The organism is Natronococcus occultus SP4, from assembly GCF_000328685.1.
GTDB lineage: Archaea > Halobacteriota > Halobacteria > Halobacteriales > Natrialbaceae > Natronococcus > Natronococcus occultus.
This window is the reverse complement of the sequence record NC_019974.1, coordinates 99,444-122,215: the sequence shown is the minus strand read 5'-3', so window position 1 is coordinate 122,215 and position 22,772 is coordinate 99,444. Positions and strand designations below refer to the sequence as shown.

Annotated in this window: 25 protein-coding genes; 11 read left to right on the top strand and 14 right to left on the bottom strand. The window is 67.2% G+C overall.

Annotated elements, in window-relative coordinates; all coding sequences use genetic code 11:
- Nucleotides 1-25 precede the first annotated feature (25 nt).
- Nucleotides 26-1,657 (top strand): sensor histidine kinase, encoded by a 1,632-nt coding sequence (locus NATOC_RS00590; protein WP_015319462.1) that lies wholly within the window; start codon nucleotides 26-28, stop codon nucleotides 1,655-1,657.
- 54 nt (nucleotides 1,658-1,711) lie between these two features.
- On the opposite strand, the gene NATOC_RS00585 is transcribed toward NATOC_RS00590, so the two are convergent.
- On the bottom strand, nucleotides 1,712-2,509 hold the full coding sequence (locus NATOC_RS00585; protein WP_015319461.1) for a sulfurtransferase: 798 nt from the start codon (nucleotides 2,507-2,509) through the stop codon (nucleotides 1,712-1,714).
- Nucleotides 2,510-2,780: 271 nt separating this feature from the next.
- Between NATOC_RS00585 and NATOC_RS00580 the strand changes: the two genes are divergently transcribed.
- Together NATOC_RS00580 and NATOC_RS00575 are read left to right on the top strand one after the other, a co-directional pair.
- Complete coding sequence (locus NATOC_RS00580) at nucleotides 2,781-3,641, top strand: sulfurtransferase (protein ID WP_049888864.1); 861 nt, start codon at nucleotides 2,781-2,783, stop codon at nucleotides 3,639-3,641.
- A gap of 13 nt (nucleotides 3,642-3,654) precedes the next feature.
- A complete protein-coding gene (locus tag NATOC_RS00575; RefSeq protein ID WP_015319459.1) occupies nucleotides 3,655-4,284 on the top strand; it encodes a hypothetical protein in 630 nt (209 codons plus the stop codon).
- Nucleotides 4,285-4,288: 4 nt separating this feature from the next.
- Here NATOC_RS00575 and thiM read toward each other — a convergent pair whose 3' ends face one another.
- On the bottom strand, nucleotides 4,289-5,119 hold the full coding sequence (thiM, locus tag NATOC_RS00570) for a hydroxyethylthiazole kinase (protein ID WP_015319458.1): 831 nt from the start codon (nucleotides 5,117-5,119) through the stop codon (nucleotides 4,289-4,291).
- A gap of 7 nt (nucleotides 5,120-5,126) precedes the next feature.
- Nucleotides 5,127-5,783 (bottom strand): thiamine phosphate synthase, encoded by a 657-nt coding sequence (gene thiE, locus NATOC_RS00565; RefSeq protein ID WP_015319457.1) that lies wholly within the window; start codon nucleotides 5,781-5,783, stop codon nucleotides 5,127-5,129.
- A 138-nt stretch (nucleotides 5,784-5,921) separates the two neighbouring features.
- Here thiE and NATOC_RS00560 point away from each other — a divergent pair, with 138 nt between their 5' ends.
- The gene (locus NATOC_RS00560; RefSeq protein WP_015319456.1) at nucleotides 5,922-6,611 is read left to right on the top strand and encodes a haloacid dehalogenase type II; all 690 of its coding nucleotides are present in this window, start codon (nucleotides 5,922-5,924) and stop codon (nucleotides 6,609-6,611) included.
- Here NATOC_RS00560 and NATOC_RS00555 read toward each other — a convergent pair.
- From NATOC_RS00555 to NATOC_RS00525, 7 genes are all read right to left on the bottom strand, one after another.
- Complete coding sequence (locus NATOC_RS00555; RefSeq protein ID WP_015319455.1) at nucleotides 6,608-7,219, bottom strand: GNAT family N-acetyltransferase; 612 nt, start codon at nucleotides 7,217-7,219, stop codon at nucleotides 6,608-6,610. The two genes, NATOC_RS00560 and NATOC_RS00555, sit on opposite strands and share 4 nt — an antisense overlap.
- A gap of 55 nt (nucleotides 7,220-7,274) precedes the next feature.
- The gene (locus NATOC_RS00550) at nucleotides 7,275-8,486 is read right to left on the bottom strand and encodes a DUF418 domain-containing protein (RefSeq protein WP_015319454.1); all 1,212 of its coding nucleotides are present in this window, start codon (nucleotides 8,484-8,486) and stop codon (nucleotides 7,275-7,277) included.
- Nucleotides 8,487-8,590: 104 nt separating this feature from the next.
- A complete protein-coding gene (locus NATOC_RS00545; protein ID WP_015319453.1) occupies nucleotides 8,591-10,300 on the bottom strand; it encodes a Coenzyme F420 hydrogenase/dehydrogenase, beta subunit C-terminal domain in 1,710 nt (569 codons plus the stop codon).
- Nucleotides 10,290-11,975 (bottom strand): nitrite/sulfite reductase, encoded by a 1,686-nt coding sequence (locus NATOC_RS00540; RefSeq protein ID WP_049888609.1) that lies wholly within the window; start codon nucleotides 11,973-11,975, stop codon nucleotides 10,290-10,292. Before NATOC_RS00540 ends, NATOC_RS00545 begins: the two co-directional genes overlap by 11 nt.
- Nucleotides 11,976-12,292: 317 nt before the next feature.
- Entirely contained in the window at nucleotides 12,293-13,558 is a 1,266-nt protein-coding gene (gene ftsY, locus NATOC_RS00535) for a signal recognition particle-docking protein FtsY (RefSeq protein WP_015319451.1), read from the bottom strand.
- 17 nt (nucleotides 13,559-13,575) lie between these two features.
- Nucleotides 13,576-14,025, bottom strand: coding sequence for a prefoldin subunit alpha (gene pfdA / locus NATOC_RS00530; RefSeq protein WP_015319450.1), 450 nt, complete (start codon nucleotides 14,023-14,025; stop codon nucleotides 13,576-13,578).
- A gap of 116 nt (nucleotides 14,026-14,141) precedes the next feature.
- A complete protein-coding gene (locus NATOC_RS00525) occupies nucleotides 14,142-15,092 on the bottom strand; it encodes a DUF6159 family protein (RefSeq protein WP_015319449.1) in 951 nt (316 codons plus the stop codon).
- 107 nt (nucleotides 15,093-15,199) lie between these two features.
- On the opposite strand from NATOC_RS00525, the gene NATOC_RS00520 reads away from it, so the two are divergent.
- On the top strand, nucleotides 15,200-15,514 hold the full coding sequence (locus tag NATOC_RS00520; RefSeq protein WP_015319448.1) for an ASCH domain-containing protein: 315 nt from the start codon (nucleotides 15,200-15,202) through the stop codon (nucleotides 15,512-15,514).
- Between the two features lie 40 nt (nucleotides 15,515-15,554).
- Nucleotides 15,555-15,875, top strand: a complete 321-nt coding sequence (locus NATOC_RS00515) for a DUF7322 domain-containing protein (protein WP_015319447.1) — start codon at nucleotides 15,555-15,557, stop codon at nucleotides 15,873-15,875.
- Nucleotides 15,876-15,882: 7 nt separating this feature from the next.
- Here NATOC_RS00515 and NATOC_RS00510 read toward each other — a convergent pair whose 3' ends face one another.
- From NATOC_RS00510 to thpR, 4 genes are all read right to left on the bottom strand, one after another.
- On the bottom strand, nucleotides 15,883-16,548 hold the full coding sequence (locus NATOC_RS00510; protein WP_015319446.1) for a translation initiation factor IF-6: 666 nt from the start codon (nucleotides 16,546-16,548) through the stop codon (nucleotides 15,883-15,885).
- 2 nt (nucleotides 16,549-16,550) lie between these two features.
- Nucleotides 16,551-16,829, bottom strand: a complete 279-nt coding sequence (locus tag NATOC_RS00505) for a 50S ribosomal protein L31e (RefSeq protein WP_015319445.1) — start codon at nucleotides 16,827-16,829, stop codon at nucleotides 16,551-16,553.
- A 2-nt stretch (nucleotides 16,830-16,831) separates the two neighbouring features.
- On the bottom strand, nucleotides 16,832-16,984 hold the full coding sequence (locus tag NATOC_RS00500) for a 50S ribosomal protein L39e (RefSeq protein ID WP_015319444.1): 153 nt from the start codon (nucleotides 16,982-16,984) through the stop codon (nucleotides 16,832-16,834).
- 68 nt (nucleotides 16,985-17,052) lie between these two features.
- Nucleotides 17,053-17,610: an RNA 2',3'-cyclic phosphodiesterase gene (thpR, locus tag NATOC_RS00495; protein ID WP_015319443.1), complete on the bottom strand. Its 558-nt coding sequence runs from the start codon at nucleotides 17,608-17,610 to the stop codon at nucleotides 17,053-17,055.
- A gap of 106 nt (nucleotides 17,611-17,716) precedes the next feature.
- On the opposite strand from thpR, the gene NATOC_RS00490 reads away from it, so the two are divergent.
- The 5 genes from NATOC_RS00490 (at nucleotide 17,717) to NATOC_RS00470 (ending at nucleotide 22,505) form a co-directional block, all read left to right on the top strand.
- Complete coding sequence (locus NATOC_RS00490; protein ID WP_049888863.1) at nucleotides 17,717-19,132, top strand: FAD-dependent oxidoreductase; 1,416 nt, start codon at nucleotides 17,717-17,719, stop codon at nucleotides 19,130-19,132.
- A gap of 75 nt (nucleotides 19,133-19,207) precedes the next feature.
- The gene (locus NATOC_RS00485) at nucleotides 19,208-20,059 is read left to right on the top strand and encodes a tetratricopeptide repeat protein (RefSeq protein ID WP_015319441.1); all 852 of its coding nucleotides are present in this window, start codon (nucleotides 19,208-19,210) and stop codon (nucleotides 20,057-20,059) included.
- 3 nt (nucleotides 20,060-20,062) lie between these two features.
- Nucleotides 20,063-20,353: a DUF424 domain-containing protein gene (locus NATOC_RS00480; RefSeq protein ID WP_015319440.1), complete on the top strand. Its 291-nt coding sequence runs from the start codon at nucleotides 20,063-20,065 to the stop codon at nucleotides 20,351-20,353.
- 298 nt (nucleotides 20,354-20,651) lie between these two features.
- Nucleotides 20,652-21,896: an aminotransferase class V-fold PLP-dependent enzyme gene (locus NATOC_RS00475; protein ID WP_015319439.1), complete on the top strand. Its 1,245-nt coding sequence runs from the start codon at nucleotides 20,652-20,654 to the stop codon at nucleotides 21,894-21,896.
- Between the two features lie 276 nt (nucleotides 21,897-22,172).
- Nucleotides 22,173-22,505: a hypothetical protein gene (locus NATOC_RS00470; protein ID WP_015319438.1), complete on the top strand. Its 333-nt coding sequence runs from the start codon at nucleotides 22,173-22,175 to the stop codon at nucleotides 22,503-22,505.
- Nucleotides 22,506-22,772 lie beyond the last annotated feature (267 nt).

The following is a 22,772-nucleotide window of genomic DNA, read 5'->3' as shown; positions in this document are numbered from 1 at the left end:
ATCATACGCACGTTACGTATCCAAAATGGGTGAACGATCGGGGTCGACGACCCCGGGCGGCGACGGTGCGGTACGAACGTACGAGCGGATCACCGACGCGGTAGTTGGGCTCGACGGGGAGTTTCGGATCGCGTTCTGTAACGCTGCGGGCGAGGATGTACTGGACGCCAGCGAGGCGAACCTTCGGGGTACGGCAGTTCAGGAGGCGGTCCCGAACGGGATCGGAGCGACGGTTCGCGAGGGGTGTGAACACGCCCTCGAAACCCAGGAGTCGATCAGGTTCGAGGAGTACTTCGACTCGCTGGACGCCTGGTACGAGCTGCGGGTTTACCCCGGCGAATCAGCGGTGACAGTTCACTTCCGGGACGTAACCGACCGCGTCCGGCGCGAGAATCAGATTCGGCGGCGCGAGCGCGCGCTCCAGGACGCCTACGAGGCTCTCGCAGACGCCGACCGACCGCTCGCCAAGCAGATCGAGGGGCTGTTGAGTATCGTCCGCGAGACGCTCGGCACCGAGTGTGGAACACTCTCGTCGGTACAGGAGCGGACCAACGAGTACACGCTGGAGGCCGTCGACGCGGCCGAGGGGATCGGTCTCGAGGCGGGACGGACGGTGGCGCTCGATCGAACGAACTGTCGGCGGGTCGTCGACACGGGACGGACGGTCACGATCGACGACGTCGGAGCCGATTCCGACGCGCCCGAACCGGACGAAGGGGTGGCGAACGGAGCGCCCGCGGTCGAGTGTTATCTCGGTACGCCGATCTTCGTCGACGGCTCGGTGTACGGCACGTTCTGTTTCTACGACCGCGATCCCTGTCCCGGCGGGTTCTCGGACTGGGAACGGACGTTCGTCGGACTGCTCGCGAACTGGGTCGGGTACAAGATCGAACGGCAGCGCTACCGGGAGCGCCTCGAGGCCTCGAACGAGCAACTCGAGCAGTTCGCCTACGCAGCCTCCCACGACCTCCAGGAGCCGTTGCGGATGGTCTCGAGTTACCTCTCCCTTCTCGAGCGGCGCTACGACGACGACCTCGACGAGGACGGCCAAGAGTTTCTCGCGTACGCGGTCGACGGCGCCGAGCGGATGCGCGAGATGATCGAGGGGCTGCTCGCGTACTCTCGGGTCGAAACCCAGGGCGATCCCTTCGAGCCCGTCGACCTCGAGGCCGTCCTCGAGGACGTCGTCGATGACCTGCAGTTCCGGCTCGAGGAGACCGACGCGTCGATATCGATCGGCTCGCTCCCCCGGGTGGAGGGCGACGACGACCAGCTCCGGCAGGTGTTCCAGAACCTGCTCGAGAACGCCGTCGAGTACAGCGGCGACGGGCCGCCGACGGTGCGGATCACGGCCGAGCGAGAGACCGCGTGTGGCTCGACGCCGGAGGCTGCCGAATCCGTCTCCCGCAGTGACGGGAAGTGGGTGATCTCGGTCAGCGACGCGGGCATCGGGATCGATCCCGACGACCGCGAGCGCGTGTTCGACGTCTTCGAGCGCCTGCACAGCCACGAGGAGTACGAGGGGACGGGGATCGGGCTCGCGCTCTGTGAGCGGGTCGTCGAGCGCCACGGCGGCGAGATCTGGATCGAGCCCGATCCGGAGGAGGGGACGACGTTCCGGCTCACCCTGCCCGACGCCTCGGGTGCGGCTCCCTGACGCCACAGCCCACTGCAATCGTGCCGAGGCTGGACGACGGTGTCCGGGTCCCGATCACGTCGGCGACCCGGTCTCGATCTCGCCGTCGGTCGCGAGCCACTCGGTGAGACTCCCCTCGTAGATGGAGACGTTCTCGTAGCCAAGCGCCTCCAGGACCGCGTACGTGTGGCTGATCCGCCTGGCGGTGTTACAGTAGAGGACGATCTCCCGATCGCGGATGATCCCGCGGTCGGCGAACAGCTCCTCGAGGTCGGCGACGGGTCTCAGCCGTCGGCTCTCGTCGTCGACGGTCGCCCGCCAGTCGAACCGAACGGCTCCGGGGAGGTGGGCCTCGGCGTACTCCTCGCGGTCGCGGGTGTCGACGAGGACGGCGTCGCCCTCGATAGCGGCCTCGACGCCCGAACGGTCGACGAACGGGCTCTCGGCGAACGAGAAGGGTTCTGCGGTGTAGGCGGTCGCTTCGACCGACGGCGTCCCGGTCTCGGTCTCGCGCTCGCGGCTCCAGGCGCTGAAGTCGCCGTCGAGCAGTCGGACGTCGTCGTGGCCGTAGGCCAGCGCGGTGAGCCGAAAGCGGGCCGCGAAGACGCCGTTGCTGTCGTCGTAGGCGACGATCGTGTCCTCGGGTTCGATCCCGACCTCGCCGAGTAGGTCCCCGAACGCCGCCCGTCCGGGGAGGGTCCCGGGATCGTCGGCGGTTTCGTCGCGGTAACTCTCGAAGGGAACGTTCACGGCGCCGGGCACGTGACCGATCCCGTCGTACTCCCAGGCGTCCCGGACGTCGACGACCGCGACGCCGGCGTCCTCGAGTCGGGTCGCGAGCCAGTCGGGTGAGACGACGACGGATTCGTCCATCACTCCCGACCTGTCGTGGCGGGCTGGAGTAGCCACCGGTCCCGGCACGTCTCCCCGTCGTGCCGAGACTGTGGCAATACTTGCTTCACCCGTCCGGCCGAGCGGCGTCGCCACCGCACACGTTCCCCCGTTCGACGCGTGAACGTCGGCTCGAGTCCACGACGACGTCGCGGTCGACCGAGATATCGGAAAGGACTGCCGAAACGGTCTAGCAACGACCGAATTGACCGGTTAGCGCGGCCCTATGTGGCTGTCGCACCACGTGTCGGATATGGCAACGAACGACTACGCGACCGACGCTCTGGTCACGGCTGACTGGGTCGAGGACCGACTCAGCGAGTTCCAGTCCGACGACCCCGGTCTCCGGCTCGTGGAGGTCGACGTCGACACGGAATCGTACGACGAGGAACACGCCCCCGGCGCGGTCGGGTTCAACTGGGAGACCCAGCTCCAGGACCAGACCCGACGGGACATCCTCGACAAGGAGGAGTTCGAGGCGCTGCTGGGGAGCCACGGCATCAGCGAGGACTCGACGGTCGTCCTCTACGGCGACAACGCAAACTGGTTCGCCGCCTACGCCTACTGGCAGTTCAAGTACTACGGCCACGACGACGTTTACCTGCTCGACGGCGGCCGCGAGTACTGGATCGAGAACGACTACCCGACGACCGAGGAGGTCCCGTCGTTTCCCGAGGTCGACTACGAGGCCGGCGGCCCGCGCGAGACGATCCGCGCCTACCGCGACGACGTCGAGAAGGCGATCGAGCGGGACGTGCCGCTGGTCGACGTCCGCTCGCCCGAGGAGTTCAGCGGCGAGATCCTCGCCCCGCCGGGCCTGCAGGAGACCGCCCAGCGCGGCGGCCACGTCCCCGGCGCGGTGAACATCTCGTGGTCCGCGGTAACCGACGAGGACGGCACCTTCAAGAGTCGTGAGGAGCTCGAGGAGCTCTACGCCGAGGAGGGTATCGACGGCGACGAGACGACCGTCGCCTACTGCCGGATCGGCGAGCGCTCGTCGGTCGCCTGGTTCGCGCTCCACGAGCTGCTGGGCTACGAGGACGCCGTCAACTACGACGGCTCCTGGACCGAGTGGGGAAACCTCGTGAACGCCCCGGTCGAAACCGGGGAGTAACGGTCGGTTTCCGATGACTGATACCGAGGGCGTCCTCGAGGCCGTCCGTGCGGAGAACGAGACCGAACTGTCGCGACTCGGCTCCTCGAAGTCGCTGTACGCCGAGACGGGCGGCGAGATCGACACCGAACCCGTGCTGCGGGCGACCGCCGACGCCGAGTACGCCGCCTGGCGGACCTTCGAGAGCTGGGCCAACGACGAGGATCACGACGCCGCCCGCGAGGCCTTCGAGACGACGGCCGCCGAGGAACGGGACCACTACGAGACGGTCGCCGAGAAGCTCGACGGCTACGAGCCCGAGACAGTACCGAACCTCCACGAGCACCTTCGCGGGCTCGAGGACACCGTCGAGCGCACTGGCGCGTTCGTCGGTCGGATCCTCGCCAGCAAGCGCTCGAAGGAGCAGGTCGTCGGCTACTTCGTCGGCGACGCCGACCCACAGACGGCGGGACTGTTCCGGGAGTTCGGCGACGATCTGGACGACCAGCTCGAGCGCGCGACCGACCTGCTCGAGGCGGTCTGTACCGACGAGGCCGATCGCGAGCGGGCCGTCGAGGCCGCAGGCGAATCGATCGAGGCCGCCTACGACGAGTACGTCGCCTCGCTCGAGGAGCTGGGCGCGAACCCGAAACCGGTCTGTTGATCGCTCAGGCGACCGGCTCGAGCCGGGACGCGAGGTCGTACTCCGAGACGACCTCGGCGGAGAGCCCGGCGACGGCGTCGTGGAAGTTCGTCCGGTAGCTCGCCGGCCCCTCGTGAGGGAGCTCCGCGGCCCGTTCTCCGGCGATTCCGAACGCGAGCGTCCCGTCTCTCGCCGCCCTGTGGGCGTCCTCGAGGGCGCCACAGAACGTCGCGAGCGTCCCGCCGAGCATACAGCCCGTGCCGACGACCTCGCCCAGCCGCTCGTGACCCGCCGTGATCCGGGTCGCGCCGTCGGCGTCGGCCACGACGTCCTCGGTGCCCGAGGCGACGACGACCGCACCGGTCGACTCGGCGAGCGAGCGGGTCGTCTCCTCGATGGCGTCGTAGTCGCCGACCGACTCGACGCCCCGCACCTCGGCCTCGACGCCCGCGAGGGCGCTCACCTCGCCGTGGTTACCTTTGATGATCGAGAACTCGTACTCGGTGAGCAGCTCCTCCGCGATCCGCTGGCGGGTCGGCGTCGAGCCGACCCCGACGGGATCGAGGACGAGCGGGATCCCGCGGTCGTTGGCCGTCCGCGCCGCCTCGCGCATCGCCTCGAACTTCGAGTCGGGGATCTGGCCGATGTTCAGCAGGACCGCGCTCGCGAGCTCGGCCATCTCGCCGGCGTCGCCGGGCGAGTCAGCCATCACGGGCAGCCCGTTCCAGTGAAGGGTGAGGTTCGCGACGTCGTTGATCGTCACCTCGTTGGTCAGCGACTGCACCAGCGGTTCGGTCTCGGTGAGGACGTCGAGCGAGTCGGCGAGCGTCGGGTCGGTTGCGTCGTGTCTCGTCATGGTTCTGTCATTCTCTTCTCTCGATGCCCTTCGCGGTTTCGACCGTTTCGACGAGGTCGGTGGTCGCGGCCGCCGGGTCCTCGGCCGCCGTGATCTCGCTGATGACCGCGACGCCGGCAGCGCCGGCCTCGGCGACCGGACCCGCGTTATCGACCGTGATGCCACCGATGCCGACGACCGGGATCGAGACGGCCTCGGCAATCTCGGTGATCCGTTCGGGCCCGACCCCGTCCTCCGCGTCGGGGACGTCCTTCGAGGACGTCCCGTAGACGCTGCCGACCCCGAGATAGTCGGCGCCCGCGTCCTCGGCTCGTCGGGCCTCCGCGACGGTCGAGGTCGAGCAGCCGACGACGGCCTCGGGGCCGAGTAGCTCGCGGGCGACCGAGACGGGAAGGTCCGACTGGCCGACGTGAACGCCGTCGGCGTCGATCGCCTGCGCGATGTCGACGCGGTCGTTGACGAGCAGGGCGACGTCGGCCCCGGCGGTCAGCTCGCGCAGCTCGCGGCCGAGCTCGTACCGCGAGCGTGCGCTCGTCTCTTTCTCCCGGAGCTGGACGGCGTCGACGCCGCCTTCGATCGCCGCGCGGACGATCTCGGGTGTCGACCGTTCCGCCGAGAGCGACGCCTGCGTGACGAGGTAGGTGCGCCAGGTCGAGGGATCCATGGTCGGTACTGGGCGCTTCCGGGCAAAAGAGACGACGGTTCGTGGGGCGTTCCCGAACCAGGTCGACGGGCTCGTGTCTACCTGGCGAGGAATCGAGCGGGGCCAGCAGTGATACCACTGGCTGTCGACGTGACACGCATGACGCTCGATCCCGACGCCGTCGCCACCGTTACCCTCGACTCCTACAGCACCCTCGTCGACGTCGACGCCGTCGAGGACGCCCTCGAGACGCATACGGCCGTCGACGATCCAACGCCGATCTCCCGAAGCTGGCGGGAGCGCTCGATGCAGTACACGCTCGTCGCGAACCACCTCGACGCCTACGACACGTTCTACGACCTCAACCGCGACGCCCTGACGTACGCGCTCGCGGCCCACGGCGCCGACTGCGACGCCGACACCCGCGAGGACGTCCTGTCGGCGTACCACGATCTGCGGGTGTTCGACGACGTCCGGGCGAGTCTCGAGCGCCTCCGGGCGGCGGGCTACGACTGCTACGTCCTCTCGAACGGCAACCCCGAGATGCTCGCCTCGATGGTCGAGGGCGCCGGGATCGGCGATCTGCTCGCAGACACGATCAGCGCCCACGAGCTCGAGACGTTCAAACCCGCGCCCGAGCTCTACCGCCACGCTGCGGGCCGGGCTGGGACCCCGATCGACGGGATCATCCACGTCTCGGCGCTGTGGTTCGACGTCCAGGGAGCCGTCCACGCTGGAATGAACGGCGCCTGGCTCGATCGGACGGGCGATCCCGAGGAGCCGTTCGGTCCCGATCCCGACGTCGTCGTCGGCGGGCTCGACGAGCTGGCCGACGTCCTCGAAGCTTAGTCGGCTCGCGAAGCGAGCCGTTCGATCCCGGTTGCCAGCAGCGCCTCGAAGTCGTCGTCCTCGCGCACCGACGGAAACGGACGCGGCGGGTCGGGGTCGGCGGCTTTCTCCCCGAGCGAGCGACGCCACCAGGCGACGTCGTGCCACTCGTCCTCGACGTACCCCATTCTGGGGAAGTCGACCAGCCGTTCGAACCCGAGTCGCTCGTGGAACCCGACGGTCGCCGGGTTCGGCAGCGTCGTGACGGCGTAGGCGTCGCGGATCCCCTGGCGTTCGAGGACGGCGAGCAGCGACTCGTACAGCGCCTCGCCGACTCCCGCTCGGCGCGCGTCCTCGGCGACGTAGACCGACAGCTCGACCACCCACTGGTAGGCCCGACGCTTCCGCAGCGGGCCGGCGTAGGCGTAGCCGACCACCTCGCCCGCTCGCTCGCAGACGAGCCAGGGGTGGTCCTCGAGCGTCGACGCGATTCGTTCGGCCAGCTCGGTCTCGGTCGGCGGGCTCTCCTCGAAGGTTACCGCGGTCGCCTCACAGAAGGGCGCGTAGATCTCGCGAACGGCGAGCGCGTCCTCGGGCGTCGCGACGCGAATGCGGAGCTGCGATTCCATACTCGGCGGTTTGGCCCGCGAAAAATAAGCTCGCCGAACCGCACTGCGACCGTCCTCACCCAGCCCCGTCGCGGCGAAGGGGTTGCTGCGACCGGTAGGTGAGCGTCCGCCAGAGCCACTCGATCGGCCCGAACCGGAAATAGCGAAGCCAGAGCACCGAGAGGAAGATCTGGATCGCCCAGATGGCTGCGACGACCCCGAGCAGTTCGACGCGGCTCAGCTGTCCGAACAGCCCGAGCCCGTGGCCGTAGAAGATCAACGTGGCCAGCACCGTCTGCAGGAGGTAGTTGGTGAAGGCGGTCCGCCCGACGGCCGCAAGCGCCCGGGTTTCGATTCCCGCGGGACGCCACCGACAGTACAGCATCACCGCGCCGAGGTACGCGCCGGCGAGGAGAAAGCTCCCCCAGTAGTTGAACTGGCGCCAGAACAGCGCCGCCCCGGGCGCCCAGTCGTTGGCCTCGATGTACCAGACGCCGGCGAGGATCACGGCGAGCCCGCCGACTGCGCCGACCGCGATCAGCCGACGGTAGAGCCGCGACGACCGCTCGTTGGTCAGTATCCCCCACTTGAACAGCGCCATCCCGAACAGCATGGCTCCGGCCACTCGCCAGGCAGTGTAGCCCAGGAATCCGACACTCTGGCGCTCGAGCGACGTCGGGACCCGGTGTCCGAGCTGCTCGACCCACCCGCCGCGGTACGTTTCGATCTCGGCCCGGAGCGCGGACTCAGGGGGCTGCCAGGTGGTGGCGATCGCCGCCGGATCCATCGTGAGCCCGGAGACGATCTCTGTGAGCGAGGGGATCGCCACCAGACCGACTCCGGCGACGGCGAGCGTCCTCGCGGGCAGGTCCCGGAGGAGGACGACCCCGAACGCACAGAGCCCGTACGCGACGAGAATGTCGCCGTACCACAGCAGGTACGCGTGGGCGAGGCCGATGGCGACGAGCCAGCCGAACCGTCGGGTGTACAGCTGCGTGACCGGGTCCCCCCGTTGTGCGGCGTTGCGCGTAAACAGGACGACGCCGCCGCCGAACAGGATCGTAAACAGCGTGATGAACTTCTGTTCGGCGAGGACGTGACCGACGAACCAGGCCCAGTAGTTCGAGCCGGTGAAATCGCCGTATGCCGTCGGGTTCGCCAGCGTCGCCTCGGGCATCGCGAAGATCCGGATGTTGATGATCAGGATGCCAAGCAGCGCGAACCCGCGGAGCGCGTCGAGGGCGACGATGCGGTCCGACGGATCGGTCGGGCCGTCCTCGTCGCTCATCGACGGAACGTCGGATCGAGATCGGTTGCGTGCTGGCGCCCGTGGTCGCTCATCGCTCGACTCTCCGGTCGGCGAGTACAAAATACGTGGGAGTCGAGGCGAGTTCAGTGAGCCTCGTCGTGGGGGTTCGTCGCCGTCCCGTAGGTCTCGGCGTGGTCCGTGTAGTCGATAAAGCGTGGCGCGTCGGGGTCGAAGGGGCGCTCGAGGCTCTCGAAGGCCTTCTTTTTGTCCCAGCCCTGGAGCTTGCCGACCGCCGACTTGTCCTCTAAGTCGTGGTAGTCGAGCTTCGGCTCGGTGTGTTCCCAGGCTCGCACACCCTGCTCGGTCCGGAGGATGACACTCGAGTACTCGTCGGAGGAGCCCACCGAGCCGACGGTGACGTCGGCACAGAATCCGGTGAAGTCCGCACACTCGTCACAGCCCTTGAGTGCGGCGTCGTGGAAGTTCTCGATGTCCTCCTCTAAGATCATCTCGCCGTCGTGGTCGTAGACCATCAGCTTCCCGTGGAGGACGTCCATCTTGCCGATCTCGTCGGGAGAGATCCCCCGCTGGTCCTCGAGCTGTTCGCCCATGAGGCTGTAGTAGTTAAAGTTTTTCGTACACATCAGCGCGATCGTGTACTCGACGGCGCCGATCCCCTCGTCGTGGCCCTGGTAGTCCCAGTCGAAGTCCTGCAGGGCGCGGATGCCCTCGATCTCGCAGGGCGTGCCGACCAGGGCGAGGCTCAACTCGTCCCAGTCCTTCTCGTCGGGAAGCTTGTGCTCCCACTGTTTCAGGTCGAGGTTGCCGAGCGCGAGCGTCTGGTTGTAGACGGTACCGGCGTTCTCGATCAGTTCCTCCTCGGTGGTCGCGAGGAAGCTCTCGGCCTTCCAGGCTTCCTCCTCGCTCTCGGTCGCGATCAGGGCGCCGTCGATCTCGCCGGCCTCAAGCAGCGATGCGAGCATCCCGGTAACGACGCCGCCGTCCTGGGCCGCGTCGGTCCAGTCGTCCTCGACCTTCGCGGAGAACTCCGTGATCGGGTCGCCGGCACCTTTGACGTTGTCCTCGCCGCCCGTAACCACCCACTGGCGTTCGTACCGAAGCCCGCCACGGGGACAGAAGTCCCAGCACAGCGAACAGCCCGTACACATTTTGACGAGTTCGGGCAGGTCGTCGTCGCCGACGCCGATCGAGTCCGAGGGGCAGGCGGCGACGCAGGTGCCACACTGGATGCACCGTCCCTCGTCGATGACCGCCTCGTCGAGCTCCATGAACCAGGTCTTCTCGTCGGGCGTCTCGATGTCGTTCATCTCCGAGCGAATGGAGTACGTCGGGGTGTCGAGCTCGACGTCCTCGGGGACGCCGACGCGGACGTCCGGCTCGCCGTCGTCGACGTTCTGACTGACGTCCTCGGCGGGCTCGGTGAACTCGAGATCGCCGAGACTCCCCGTCTCGTCGACGTTGGAGACCCCCGCTCCGTCGGTCGCGACGGACCGATCGTCGGCGTCGGTTGCGGTCCTCTCGCCGCACGTACAGGCGTCGGGCCCACAGCCCTCGCCCGCGGCGGTCTCGATCGCGCCGTCCCGGGCGTGGTCGAGCCCCTCTCGGGAGCGCGGCGCGGCGCCGCTTGTCTCGGGGACGATGACGGCTTCGTCGTCGTCCGCTGACTCCGGAACACCGGGGAAGACGCGACCGTCGCGGTTCGTGGTGTCAGCGTTCGCTTCGTCGGGCCTCTCGCGGCTCGCGTCATCGGGGCCCTCACTTTGTTCGGTCCCCGCCGCTCCCGCTCGCATTTCCGAGGACTCACTCCGTTCGTCCTCACCCTCAGTCCCCATGGGCAACACCTCCGGCAACCGGCGCCTCGGCACCCTGCATGACCGTCCGCAGGCGATCGTTGTCGACGCGGCGACACCACTCGTAGAACCGCTCGCCGTCCTCGCGGTCGGCCGCGTAGGCGTCGAACAGTTCCTCGAGCGCCGGAATCACGGCGTGGGCCGGAACCGCGCTCTCGACCCAGTCGAGGAACTCGTTGTCCGATCCCAGCGACCCGCCGAGGCCGAAGTCCATCCCCTCGACGATATCGGACCCGTCCTCGTCGTCGATCTTGACCGTCTCCCCGCGGAATCCGATGTCGGCGATCTGTGGCTGGGCACAGGACGCGGAACAGCCCGACATATGCATTCGGATCGCCTCGATATCGTCGGGGACGTCGATGCGCTCGTCGAGCCGACGGGCCCAGCGCTTGGTCCGCTTTTTCGTCTCGATGATCGCGTAGTTGCAGAACTCGTTACCCGTACAGCCGACCGCACCCCGCGCGAACGGACCGGGATCGGGCTGGTACTCCCGGGCGAACGGCTCGGCCAGCAGGTCCTCGACGTGCTCTTCGGGAACGTGGGTAATCAGGAAGTTCTGGTCGGTCGCGAGCCGCACCGAGGCGTCCTCGGTGCCATACTCCCGCGCGGCGCGGGCGGCCGCGGCGAACTCGTCGCCGCCCATCCGACCCGCGATCACGTTGAAGCCGACGTACTTGAGACCGTCCTGTTTCTGGTCGTGGACGCCGACGTGGTCGCCCTGATAGCCGACGGTGAGGCTCTGGCCGCCATCGGGCAAGTCGACCGTACAGCGGTCCCGGACCGCCTCCTCGAACGTTTCGGCCCCCAGCTGTTCGACGAGATACCGCATCCGGCAGACGCCCCGATTCGTCCGGTCGCCCAGCTCCTTGAACGTCTGTGCGATCGCGCGACAGAACTCGACGGCGTCCTCGGGGCGAACGAAGACGTCGAGCTCCGAGGCCATCCGTGGACCGTCCGAGAGACCCCCGCCGACGCGGGCGTGGAAGCCGTAGAGCTGCTGGCCGCCCAGTTCCTTCTTGGCGGGTACGAGCCCGACATCGTTGATCTGGGACTGCGCGCAGTCGTGAGCACAGCCCGTGATCGTGAGCTTGAACTTCCGCGGGAGGTTCGCGTACTCGCGGTTCTCAGTGAAAAAGTCCGAGACGGCGTCGACGACCGGTTGGGCGTCGAAACACTCGTGGTCGCTGATCCCCGCGGCCGGACAGCCCAGGACGTTCCGGGCGGAGTCCCCACAGCCCTGGATCGTCGTCAAGCCGACCTCGTCGTACCGGTCCCACATCTCGGGAACGTCCTCGACCCGGATCCAGTGTTTCTGGATGTCCTGGCGGGTCGTGATGTCGACGTAGGCGTCGCCCCAGAGCTCGTTCTGCTCCGTGCCGCCGTACGCCTCGGGCGCGACGGCGTAGTCGGTGGCACACTCGCCGATCACCTCGGCCTGCTCGGGCGTGAGGTGGCCACCCGGGACCTTGGTCCGGATCATGAAGTAGCCCTCCTGCTTCTGGGCGTACATTCCGGCCCACTTCAGACGCTCCCACTCGCCGTCGCCGCCACGATCCTCGATTTCCTCGAACGTCAGTCCGTCTGCGGCGTACTCGTAGACGTCGTCGACGACATCCAGCGGATGTTTCTGCTGTTTGTACCGCTCGGTCGTGTTCATCCGGACCACCCTCGAACGAACGTGTCGCCAGTCGGCGATCGGATTCGACTCTCGTGAGGAACCATTCTTTGGCGTGTAGTAACATCCCATACGTATACGGCTCCGCGAACAGGCGAACCCTGACGGAGCTAGCTCGATCCGGCAACGATTGCCCCGAAGGACAACCTACGTGTGAGAGTCCCTGACGTATGGAGCCAGTGTCGCAGTTTTCGATCGCCGGGCGACGAACTGGGTCGGAGATGCCGGCAATCGTTTCTGGGAGGATGGATACGAGAAGCGATCACGACGGCCCCAGAAACGACAGCGCCGAGGACGGATTACTCGTCCTCGAGGAGCCGCTCGACCATCTCGTCGGGGTCGAACCGCTCCAGATCGTCGTACCCCTGTCCGACACCGAGGAACAGAATCGGCTTTCCGGTGACGTGGGCGATCGAGATCGCCGCACCGCCGTTGGAGTCGGCGTCGGCCTTCGTGAGGATCGCGCCGTCGATCTCGGCGGCCTCGTTGAACTCGCGTGCCCGATTGACCGCGTCCTGGCCCGCGACGGCCTCGTCGACGAACAGCGTCAGATCCGGATCGACGACCCGATCGATCTTCTCGAGTTGATCCATCAGCCCCTCGTCCGTGTGGAGCCGCCCGGCCGTATCCGCCAACACGATGTCGGTGTCGTTGGCCTCGGCGTACTCGACCGCGTCGTACAGCACTGCGGCGGGATCGCCACCCTGCTCGTGACTGATACACTTCCGATCGAGCGCGTCGGCGTGTTCCTGGATCTGCTGGTTCGCGCCCGCACGGTAGGTGTCGCCGTTGGCAAGCACCGTCGAGTACCCCCGCTGTTCGAGGTAGCGACTCATCTTCGCGATCGTCGTCGTCTTCCCGACGCCGTTGACCCCCGTAAACAGTAAGACGGCGGGTTTGTCCTCGGCGGCGATCCGTTCGTCGAAGTCGAACTGTCCGACACTGATCACGTCCCGGATCGCGTCCTGAAGTGCCTGCTCGACGACGTCCTCGGTCGAGGAGGTAAACGATCGGGTCTCGTTGACCAGTTCGTTGCGGATGTTGTCGATGATCTCCTGGGCGACCTCCATCTCGACGTCGCTCGTGAGCAGCGCCATCTCGAGTTCCTCGAGCGACTCCTCGAGGACCTCCTCGGCGATCATGAACTCGCCTTTCACCAGCGACCGGGCCTTGGCACCGAACCCGAGGCCACTGTCGTCCGGCTCGGCGTCCACATCCGCGGTCGCCGTTCCGTCGGTGCCCGCGTCGGCCGCGACGGTATCGGCGTCGTCGATCTCGGCAGGGGCACCCGTTTCGACGCTCTCGACGTCAGTGTCGGCCGCGGCTGGCTCGGAGCCGTTCTCGGATGGCTCCTCCTCGAGTTCGGAGACGTCGCTCGTCGACTCCGGTTCGGTGGCCTCGCTGGTTGCGTCGGACGGCGCCTCGGTCCCGTCCCGGTCGGCGTCGGTCTCCGTCTCGAGGTCCTCGGCGTCTTCGGCCGTTTCGACGTCCTCGACGCTCTCTTCGGCGGCTTCCTCGGCGTCCTTGCGGAAGCTTCCGAGTTTCTCCTTCAGATTGTCGAACATGGGTACGACCCGCTAAACTACTCGTCCGGGCCCTGCCCCTGTCCCATCTGCTGCATCTGCTGTTGCATCGCCTGCTGCTGGAGCTGCTGGGCCTGCTGTTCGAGCTCGCTGCTCTCGGCCTCGAGCTCCGAGATCTCCTCGTTGACGTCCTCGATCTGGTCGTCGAGACGGTCCTTGCGGTTCTCGAGTGCGTCGACGGCGTCGTCCTCCTCGAACTCCGCGGCGTAGTCGGCGCCCAGGTCGACGATCACTTCGTCGATGTCCTCGATCGTCGCCCGCAGGTAGGCGCCGCCGCCGAGGGGAACCTGCACGGTCGCGTCGCTCTCGAGGGTGTCGAGCGCCTCGATGGCCTCGTCGACGTCGTGTTTCTCCTGCTGGAGCTCCTGGACGTTCTCCTGGAGCGTCTCGATCTGTTCTTCGATCTCCTGAAGTTCCTGTGAGAGCTGCTGAAGTTGCTGTTGTCCCATGCCTCTCTTTGCGGCGGGCAGTCGGAAGAATCTTCCCTTCCGTCGAAAGCAGTCCATGAACACGGAGCAGCGGGAACAGCGGGGGGAGCGGCGCGCTACGTGTCCGCTGACCGCGACTAGATCTGTCCGGGCTCCCGCCCCGACGGTCCCGTCATCGACGTCCGCGAGCCGCGTTTTGGCTTGACGAGCTGGTCGGGGTCGATGCCGTCGAACTCCGGCGGGAGCTCGCCGTCGGTCGCGTATTCGTACAGCGCCGTCTTCGCGACTGCCGTCGCGGCGTTGTGAACCACCAGGAGCGCGCCGATCGCCAGCAGCGTCGGAACGATCGTGTACTGCAACACCCCGCCAGGCTCCTCGAGGGCGATCAGCGGAGCACCGATCCCGAGCCCGGCGACAAGCGCCGCAAGCGGGAGGATCACGAGCCCGATCCCGAGCGTCGTTCCGCCGACCTCGCCCCACGTCTCACGGAAGAGCTCGACGCTGTTTCGCGTCGACTCCCGGACCCCACCCTCCTGGAAGACGATCACGGGAACGATGAAAAACGTCATCGCAAACCAGGCGAAGCCCGCGACCCCTCTGACCAGCTGGGCGAGCTTCCCCTCCTGGCTCTCGAGGGCCCGAAAGACCAGCCCGACGACCGTTCCGACGGCACCCCACGCGAGGATCGTCCGCTTGGCGTCCCACGCACCCGCGATCCCGTCCCGAACGCTCGTCGATTCGCCCGCGAAGAGGCTGCCGACCGAGTGGACCAGCGCCGCGCTGAAAAACGTCGCCACGGACGTCGCGACGAACATGAACAGCACGGAGACGGCGACGAGGACGCCGGTAAGGATCGTCTCTGCCTCGCCCTCCGAGACGGTCGCGAACCCCTCGACGAGCGCCATTCCGTAGCCGACCCCGAACAGCGCGGCGACGAGACCGCCGACCAGGCCGACCAGACCGATCAGCCAGGCGAGTCCGTACAACACCGGAAAGACGAGTAGCCAGTACTCGCGTCGGAGCACGCCGAACGAGGCCGTCGCGACCCGAAGGCCGGTTCGAACACGGTCGATAACGGAGCCGAACATACTGAACGATCGTTCGGCCAGCAGTATAGTTCTTGAGGGAGACTGTTCATACTGACAACGGTTCCGAAGGGCCAAACGGTTTCACTCGAGCTCGCGTACGCCCGACCATGACAGAACTCGATCCCGGCGAGCTGTTGCCCAACGAACGGATGCAAGAGCAAGCCCTCGAGGGCGAGGTGACCCAGATCCACCGCGGTCACCAGTACGCCGAGGACGGCGATACGTTCACGATCGAGGAGACGACCTTCGAGGTAACGGAGGTCACCGAGCGGACGCTGGGCGATCTCACCGACGAGGACGCCCGCGCGGAGGGGATGGACGATCTCGAGGCCTACCGGAAGCTGCTCGAACGGGCCCACGACGACTTCGAGTGGGACGACGACAGCGAGGTCGTTCGTCATCAGTTCGAGCCGGTCGAATGAGCGACGCAACCCTGTGCGCGTGGCTGTCGGTCAACGTACCATGATCAACCCACTCGAGAAACTCGAAGAGGACGATCCGTCGCCGTTCGAAGAGGACGATCCGTCGCCGTTCGAGACCGACTCGGACGACGACGAGAGCGAGGAGCTTCAGGAGGCGTTCAGCGACATGTCATCGGAGACGCTGCTCGCGTTCGTGAGTGCGCTCCTTTTCGCCCACGTCGGGCTGTTGGCGACCGGCGTCGGGCTGTTGCTCGTGATCTTTACCGGACAGTGGCTGTTCGGCGGCGCCGTCGCGGTCGGTGGTATCGTGGCGCTCACGCTGACGGGCTGGATATATCGGTGGTACGACAAAACGAGCTGAGTCGCCGTCAGTCGAGATAGCCCAGGGCGTCCTCGATCCGACCGAGCTCCGGTCCGGTCGTCTCCTCGCCGACGACGTAGCCGGCCTCGTTGGCCAGCAGTCCCGAGCCGACCAGCGGCGCGCCGTAGTTGACGGTGCCGACGTCGGCCCGGACGTCGAGGACGTCCTCGAGGACGTCGAGCTCCTCGTCGGTCGCCTTGGGGTGACAGAGCACCCCGCTGTTGGTCGCGACGGCGGCGGTCCCGACGGTTCGCACGCCGGCGAGGTCGCCCCGCTCGACGGGGACCTCGAGGGTGTCTTTGACGACCTGGATCGCCTCCCGGGTCAGATCCGGGTGGACGTAGGCGCCGTGGTCGTTGGCAAGCACGACGTTCCCGGCTGCGTTGAGGTTACCCGGCAGCTCGGCGACGGGGAGCTCGATCTCGTCCTCGAGCCGGTCGCGCTCGTACTCCAGGATCCGCGAGCTGACCAGCAGCCCGTTCTCGTTGCCCGTCGCGAGGACGCCGACCGTCGAGGAGCCGCCGACGGTCGTCTGGACCGCCGGGACCTCGAGCTCGTCGGTCAGGTCGGCGACGGTGTCGTCGTCGACGTCGGGGCGAACGAGGACACAGGAGTCGGTCGCGCGGGCGAAGACCCCGACGTAGGCCGATCCGGCGAAGGCGAGTCGTTGCAAGTTTACTCGGCGACCTCGGCTTCAACGACCGCTTCGCCCTCCTCGTCGAAGCGAGCCGCACGGACGCGGAGCTTCCGTGGCGGGTTCGATCGACCGCGCGACCACACCTCCTCGTTGATCGAGGGATCCAGTCGGATGGCGTCCTCGTCGACCGCGAAGTGCTTCGCGAGGTGCTCTCGGACCAGTCGCATCGCCAGGTCCGCGGCCTCGTGGTTGGCGCCCTTCTTGACGTCACGCAGCGGGACGGTGACGACCCGCTCCTCGAAATCGCTTGCACTCATGGTTACTCGTCAGTGTCGTTGCGCCGCCAGTTGCGTCGCTTCGGGTTCCGGGTGACTTCCATGTCGGTCTTCATCATGACCCAGACCGGCACGCGGCTGTTCTGGTTCTCGAGCTTGGCGAGGCGTTTCTTCTGGCCCTTCGATTTCTTACCCATAGTAGCCGGACGTAGCCCGCGGTGGCTTAAAATGTTGTCCATCTCGCCGGACGCGGCGCCGTCCCGGCTCACTCGAGGGGAAACCGCTCGACGGTCGCGTACTCGGGGCCGCCCTCGGTCAGGGTACTTTCGGTGAGCCGGACCTCGTCGACGCGCATCTCGCCGATCGTCGGGTCGCGCTCGCTGACGAGCTCCTGGACCAGCTCCTTGCCGCCGGCGTGTTCCATCCGCGCGAGGGTGACGTGGGGCGTGAAGTCGTGGGACTCCTCGTCGAACCCCATCGCCGTCGTTCGCTGTTCGATCGCCTCGTGGAGTCGGGTGAGCTCCGCCCCGCCGGCCTCGGTACCGAACCAGACGACGCTGATGTACTCGAGATCGGGGAAGACGCCGAGCCCGTCGAACCGAACGGTAAAGGGGGAGACGTCGGCCTCGTCGACTGCGGCCCGCAGCTCCCGCGAGAGCGTGGGGACGCGGTCCTCCGCGACTTCGCCGAGGAACTTCAGCGTGAGGTGGGCCTGGTCGGGGTCGGTGAAGTTCAGTCCGCTCGCCTCGGCGAACTCCGCCTGGAGGTCGGCGACCGGTGCCGCGAGGTCGTCCGGGAGATCGACGCTGACGAACAGTCGCATACTCACTGTTTGGATGGGGCAGTACTCAACGCTACTGGTCACCCCGAAGGCGGCGAGATTCCGCGACTGGTCCTTACTTAAGCGGCTGCGCGAGAAACAGGGAGCCATGTCCGATACCTTCGTCGTCGTCGGCGGCGACGCCGCCGGGATGGCAGCGGCGAGCAAGGCCAAACGCGACGATCCCGACCTGGAGGTCGTCGTCTTCGAGAAGGGCGAGTGGGTCTCCTACGGCGCCTGCGGGCTCCCCTACTACGTTAAGGGGGAGATCCAGTCGCTCGAGGACCTGGTCTCGGTCACGCCCGAGCAGTTCCGCGAGGAGCGGGACATCGACCTGCGAACGGGCCACGAGGTCGTCGCGATCGATCCCGACGAGCGAACCGTCACCGCCGAGAGCGAGGACGGCACCGTCACGCAGTCGTACGACGCCCTGTTGCTCGCGACGGGTGCCGCGGCGACCGAACCCCCGGTCGAGGGCACCGATCTCGAGGGCGTCTACACGCTGGGGTCGATGAGCGACGGGGAGGAGCTCCGGGAGTACGTCGCCAGAGCCCGCGAGGACGAGACGCTCCAGCAGCCCGACCGTGGGCCGGCATGCCGGTACCTCGAGGACTGCACGGGTCCCGTCGCGGTCGTCGGGGGCGGGTACGTCGGCATCGAGATGGCCGAAGCGCTTGCTGCCAACGGGTTCGAGGTCAACCTCTTCCAGCGCGGCGAGCGCCTGTTACCGACGTTCAGCGAGGCGACCAGCGAGGCCGTCGCCGACCATCTCCGCGAGCAGGACGTCCGCGTCCACCTCGGTAGCGAAGTCGAGGAACTCGAGGGCGAGGACGCGATCGAGACGGTCGTCGCCGCCGACGAACGGATCGACGTCGAGATGGCGCTGCTCGGGACGGGGGTTCGCCCGCGGACGGAGCTGGCCGAGGACGCGGGGATCGAGCTCGGACCGACGGGTGCGATCGCGACCGACCCCTACCGCGAGACCAGCGCCGCCGACGTCTACGCGGCGGGCGACTGTGCCGAGGCAACCCACGCCGTCACCGGCGAGCCGACGTACGTCCCGCTGGCGCTGACCGCGAACCGTCACGGTCGTGCGGTCGGCCAGACCGTCGCCGGACAGCCGGCGACTGGCGGGGCCGTCGCGGGGACGGCAGCGATCAAGGCCTTCGACGTCGAGGCGGCTCGAACCGGAATCCTCGACCACGAGACAGCCCGTGCGGCCGGGTTCGACCCCGTCACGGAGACGATCGACGCGAACTCGCGGGCGGGCTACTACCCCGAGGACGGCACCGTCACCGTCACGTTGACCGCCGACCGCGACACCGGGCGAGTGCTCGGGGCGAGCCTCGTCAGCGAGTACGGTGAGGGGGCGGTCCACCGCAGCCACGCCGTCGTCGCGGCCATCCACGAGGCCGCCGCGGTCGAGGACCTCGAGAACTACGACCTGGCGTACGCACCGCCGTTTAACACGACATGGGATCCCGTCCTCGTCGCGGCGAAAGTGCTGTCGGGGTCGCTCCGGTAGCCGGGAGCGAGCGGGCCCGAGCGGGGCCGTCGCCGGGTCGCAGGCCTTAACAGTCGTCGCCGCCTGGTTCAACTAATGACTGATCGAGAGGGCGAGCGCGACCATCCGTTCTCCGAAGGCGAGGGGTTCGACGACGCCTACGACGAGTTCGACCTCGACCCGCCCGAACTGGGCGTCGACCCCGCGAAGGTCGATCCCGTCGACTCCCGGGTCGTCACCGACACGCTCGACCGCCACAGCGTCGACAGCGACGAGGTCGACGCGAGCGAGCTGCTCGACGTCGGGCTCAACTACATGCAGATCAACCGCTTCGAGCAGGCCACCGAGGCCTTCGAGCGGGCTGCTCGCTTCGCCGAGGACGACCGTATCGAGCAGGAGGCGTGGACGAACAAGGGCGTCGCCCACGCCGAACTCGAGGAGTACGACGAGGCGATAGGCGCCTACCGCGAGGGGCTGTCGATCGAGGAAGAGAGCGAACACGCCGCCACCGCCGAGACGAACCTTGCCTACGCGCTCTGGGAGTTCGGCGAGACCGCCCAGGCCTTAGAACACGCCGAACGCGCCGTCGAGATCGACGAGCGGTTCGCCGAAGGGTGGTACAACCGCGCCTTTTTCCTCTCCGAGCGCGGGCTGTCCGAGGACGCCCTGCACTGTATCGACAACGCGATCCGACTGGGGATGCGCAACTCCCGGGTCCTCGAAGAAAAGGCCGAGATCCTGGAGGAGCTCGGCGAGTACGACGAGGCCGAGGAGATCGCCGAGGAGGCAAACGAGATGCGCGAGCGGGCCGAACAGCGCGTGATGGAGGAGCGCGAGGAGATGACCGGCCAGCAGGCGGGTGGCCGCCGTCCACCCGAGCGAGACGACGTCGAGGTCACCGACCCCGGTCGAGCGCCGGAGGCCGACGACGAGTGGCAACTCGAGTGAGGCATGATCGTCAACGAACGCGAGACCCAGGAGGGGCTGCTCGTGACGGTCTGTGACGCCGACGTCCTCGGCGAGACCTTCGAGAGCGACGAGATCACCCTGACAGTCACCGAGAAGTTCTACGGCGGCGACGCCGTCGACGAGACGGCGGCCGTCGACAGCCTCTCGCGGGCGACCGTCGCCAACATCGTCGGCACGCGGGCCGTCGAACTCGCCCTCGAGGAGGGGTTTATCGACGAGGCGAACGTCCTCGAGGTCGGCGAGACCAGACACGCGCAGCTGCTGCGGATGTAGCGATCGGCTCGAAGAACCCGCTGACGGCTTCTCGATGGGGGATCGCGACGCGCCAAGCAGATACCGGTTCGGGCCGATACCAAACTGTGTTGGGGTCAGCGGTATTTACGGGGCGGTCCTACGTGGAAATACGACAGGGCCCTACCACCACACCAGAGTCACACACCAGAGTCGTTCCCTGTCGTGACACACCACCCACCACCCACCCTTTCCCTTCGAACCCAGAACCGACCAGCGGCCGCGCCGTCGCGTCGGCGGACCGAAGGAGTGTTTTGTCTGGGAACCCAGTCTACAGGTAATGAGTCACCAGAACCTCGCGCTCGACGTCGAGGCCATCCGCGACGAGTTCCCCATTCTCCAGCGGGAGTTCGACGACCAGCAGGTCGTCTATCTCGACAACGCGGCGACGACCCAGACGCCGGACCCGGTCGTCGACGCGATGAGCGACTACTACCGCGAGTCCAACGCGAACGTCCACCGCGGAATCCACCACCTGAGCCAGGAGGCCTCCGAGGCCTACGAGACGGCTCACGACCGGGTCGCGGAGTTCATCGGCGCCAGCGGCGGCCGCGAGGAGGTCATCTTCACGAAGAACACGACCGAAAGCGAAAACCTGATCGCCTACTCGTGGGGGCTGAACGAGCTCGGCCCCGGCGACGAGGTCGTCCTCACGGAGATGGAACACCACGCCTCGCTGGTGACCTGGCAGCAGATCGCCAAGCGAACGGGCGCCAGCGTCGAGTACATCCGCGTCGACGAGAACGGTCGCCTCGACATGGACCACGCCCGCGAGCTGATCACCGACGACACCGCCATCGTCTCGGCGGTCCACGTCTCGAACACGCTGGGGACGATCAACCCCGTCTCCGAGCTGACCGAGCTGGCCCACACACACGACGCGCTCTCCTTTATCGACGGCGCCCAGGCGGTTCCGAACCAGCCCGTCGACGTCGAGGAGATCGGCGCCGACTTCTACGCCTTCTCGGGTCACAAGATGGCCGGTCCGACCGGGATCGGCGTCCTCTACGGCAAGAAGGAACTGCTCGAGGCGATGGAGCCGTATCTCTACGGCGGCGGGATGATCCGGAAGGTCACCTTCGAGGACTCGACCTGGGGCGAGCTCCCCTGGAAGTTCGAGCCCGGGACGCCGCCGATCGCCGAGGCCGTCGGCCTCCACGCCGCCGTCGACTGGCTCGAGGAGATCGGGATGGACCGGATTCGGGACCACGAACAGGAGCTGGCCCGCTACGCCTACGAGCAGCTCGAGGACGAGGGCGACGTCGAGATCTACGGTCCCGAGCCCGGCGAGGACCGCGGCGGACTCGTCAGCTTCAACGTCGAGGGCGTCCACGCCCACGACCTCACCTCGATCCTGAACGACCACACGGTCGCGATCCGGGCGGGCGACCACTGTACCCAGCCGCTCCACGACAAGCTCGGCGTCGCAGCCTCGGCCCGGGCCTCGTTCTACGTCTACAACACCCGCGAGGAGGTCGACAAGCTGGTCGCGGCCCTCGACGACGCCCGACAGCTGTTCGCGTAGGATCACCGGTCGCTTCGCCCGCGAGGAGGTCGACAAGCTGATCGCGGCCCTCAGCGACGTCCTCGCGAGCGAACAACGTGAACGAGCGACGGCCAGACGGTAGTTCGCGCAACGAGAGACGGAGCTCCTTTCCGTCCGACGAAGTCGGGCGATACCGGACTGCGGACAAAGCCCAGATATCCACCGATCTCACGGGAGGGTTGCGACCTGGGGATGCCAGCAGAGACGGCAGTCGCTCGCTCAACCTTTAACCATCGATCTGTCATCACACCGACTATGGAGACGAACTCCAGCGATCCCGAGTCGATCGTTACGAACATCCCGCTAACCGACGTGTTCGGATCCCACCCGAAGACCAAGATCATCGGAACGCTGCTGACCGAGGAGGAAGACCCCACCACCCACTTCAGTGTGAACGAGATCAGCCGGATCGCGGGCGTCGAGACCGATTCGGTCGAGGATCACGTGGCGGATCTCGTCGCGTACGGTGTCGTCGTCGAGACGGACGAACTCGAGGACCGAGTGACCTACAAGCTCGACGAGGACGACGAGATCGTCGACGATATTCGACGGCTCTCCGACAAGCTCTTCGAGCGCGAATCGGAGTGAACGGCCGTCCAGACGGTCGCCGCACTCACCGGGTCGACGCGCGCGACGACGCCGGCGATCCCGGCCTCGACGAGGAGAACGCTCCGGACGCGAGAAAGTGAGTAGGTTGGAGGGTCCAACCCACGACTCTGGTAGTACAACGATGGTGGTCGTTGGGCCGGCGCGATCGACTCACCACTGGGTCCGGTGTCACGGAAGTGCGTGGATCGCCGCCGGCCGTTCGGTACGTCGGTCGGGACGGTCACGACTCTTCGGCTGCACGTGTGA

What these genes read in the sequence shown, in the direction of transcription:
- NATOC_RS00590 (WP_015319462.1), top strand. Translation starts at nt 26, where the DNA reads ATGGGTGAACGATCGGGGTCGACGACCCCGGGCGGCGACGGTGCGGTA.
- NATOC_RS00585 (WP_015319461.1), bottom strand. Translation starts at nt 2,509, where the DNA reads ATGGACGAATCCGTCGTCGTCTCACCCGACTGGCTCGCGACCCGACTC.
- NATOC_RS00580 (WP_049888864.1), top strand. Translation starts at nt 2,781, where the DNA reads ATGGCAACGAACGACTACGCGACCGACGCTCTGGTCACGGCTGACTGG.
- NATOC_RS00575 (WP_015319459.1), top strand. Translation starts at nt 3,655, where the DNA reads ATGACTGATACCGAGGGCGTCCTCGAGGCCGTCCGTGCGGAGAACGAG.
- thiM (WP_015319458.1), bottom strand. Translation starts at nt 5,119, where the DNA reads ATGACGAGACACGACGCAACCGACCCGACGCTCGCCGACTCGCTCGAC.
- thiE (WP_015319457.1), bottom strand. Translation starts at nt 5,783, where the DNA reads ATGGATCCCTCGACCTGGCGCACCTACCTCGTCACGCAGGCGTCGCTC.
- NATOC_RS00560 (WP_015319456.1), top strand. Translation starts at nt 5,922, where the DNA reads ATGACGCTCGATCCCGACGCCGTCGCCACCGTTACCCTCGACTCCTAC.
- NATOC_RS00555 (WP_015319455.1), bottom strand. Translation starts at nt 7,219, where the DNA reads ATGGAATCGCAGCTCCGCATTCGCGTCGCGACGCCCGAGGACGCGCTC.
- NATOC_RS00550 (WP_015319454.1), bottom strand. Translation starts at nt 8,486, where the DNA reads ATGAGCGACGAGGACGGCCCGACCGATCCGTCGGACCGCATCGTCGCC.
- NATOC_RS00545 (WP_015319453.1), bottom strand. Translation starts at nt 10,300, where the DNA reads ATGGGGACTGAGGGTGAGGACGAACGGAGTGAGTCCTCGGAAATGCGA.
- NATOC_RS00540 (WP_049888609.1), bottom strand. Translation starts at nt 11,975, where the DNA reads ATGAACACGACCGAGCGGTACAAACAGCAGAAACATCCGCTGGATGTC.
- ftsY (WP_015319451.1), bottom strand. Translation starts at nt 13,558, where the DNA reads ATGTTCGACAATCTGAAGGAGAAACTCGGAAGCTTCCGCAAGGACGCC.
- pfdA (WP_015319450.1), bottom strand. Translation starts at nt 14,025, where the DNA reads ATGGGACAACAGCAACTTCAGCAGCTCTCACAGGAACTTCAGGAGATC.
- NATOC_RS00525 (WP_015319449.1), bottom strand. Translation starts at nt 15,092, where the DNA reads ATGTTCGGCTCCGTTATCGACCGTGTTCGAACCGGCCTTCGGGTCGCG.
- NATOC_RS00520 (WP_015319448.1), top strand. Translation starts at nt 15,200, where the DNA reads ATGACAGAACTCGATCCCGGCGAGCTGTTGCCCAACGAACGGATGCAA.
- NATOC_RS00515 (WP_015319447.1), top strand. Translation starts at nt 15,555, where the DNA reads ATGATCAACCCACTCGAGAAACTCGAAGAGGACGATCCGTCGCCGTTC.
- NATOC_RS00505 (WP_015319445.1), bottom strand. Translation starts at nt 16,829, where the DNA reads ATGAGTGCAAGCGATTTCGAGGAGCGGGTCGTCACCGTCCCGCTGCGT.
- NATOC_RS00500 (WP_015319444.1), bottom strand. Translation starts at nt 16,984, where the DNA reads ATGGGTAAGAAATCGAAGGGCCAGAAGAAACGCCTCGCCAAGCTCGAG.
- thpR (WP_015319443.1), bottom strand. Translation starts at nt 17,610, where the DNA reads ATGCGACTGTTCGTCAGCGTCGATCTCCCGGACGACCTCGCGGCACCG.
- NATOC_RS00490 (WP_049888863.1), top strand. Translation starts at nt 17,717, where the DNA reads ATGTCCGATACCTTCGTCGTCGTCGGCGGCGACGCCGCCGGGATGGCA.
- NATOC_RS00485 (WP_015319441.1), top strand. Translation starts at nt 19,208, where the DNA reads ATGACTGATCGAGAGGGCGAGCGCGACCATCCGTTCTCCGAAGGCGAG.
- NATOC_RS00480 (WP_015319440.1), top strand. Translation starts at nt 20,063, where the DNA reads ATGATCGTCAACGAACGCGAGACCCAGGAGGGGCTGCTCGTGACGGTC.
- NATOC_RS00475 (WP_015319439.1), top strand. Translation starts at nt 20,652, where the DNA reads ATGAGTCACCAGAACCTCGCGCTCGACGTCGAGGCCATCCGCGACGAG.
- NATOC_RS00470 (WP_015319438.1), top strand. Translation starts at nt 22,173, where the DNA reads ATGGAGACGAACTCCAGCGATCCCGAGTCGATCGTTACGAACATCCCG.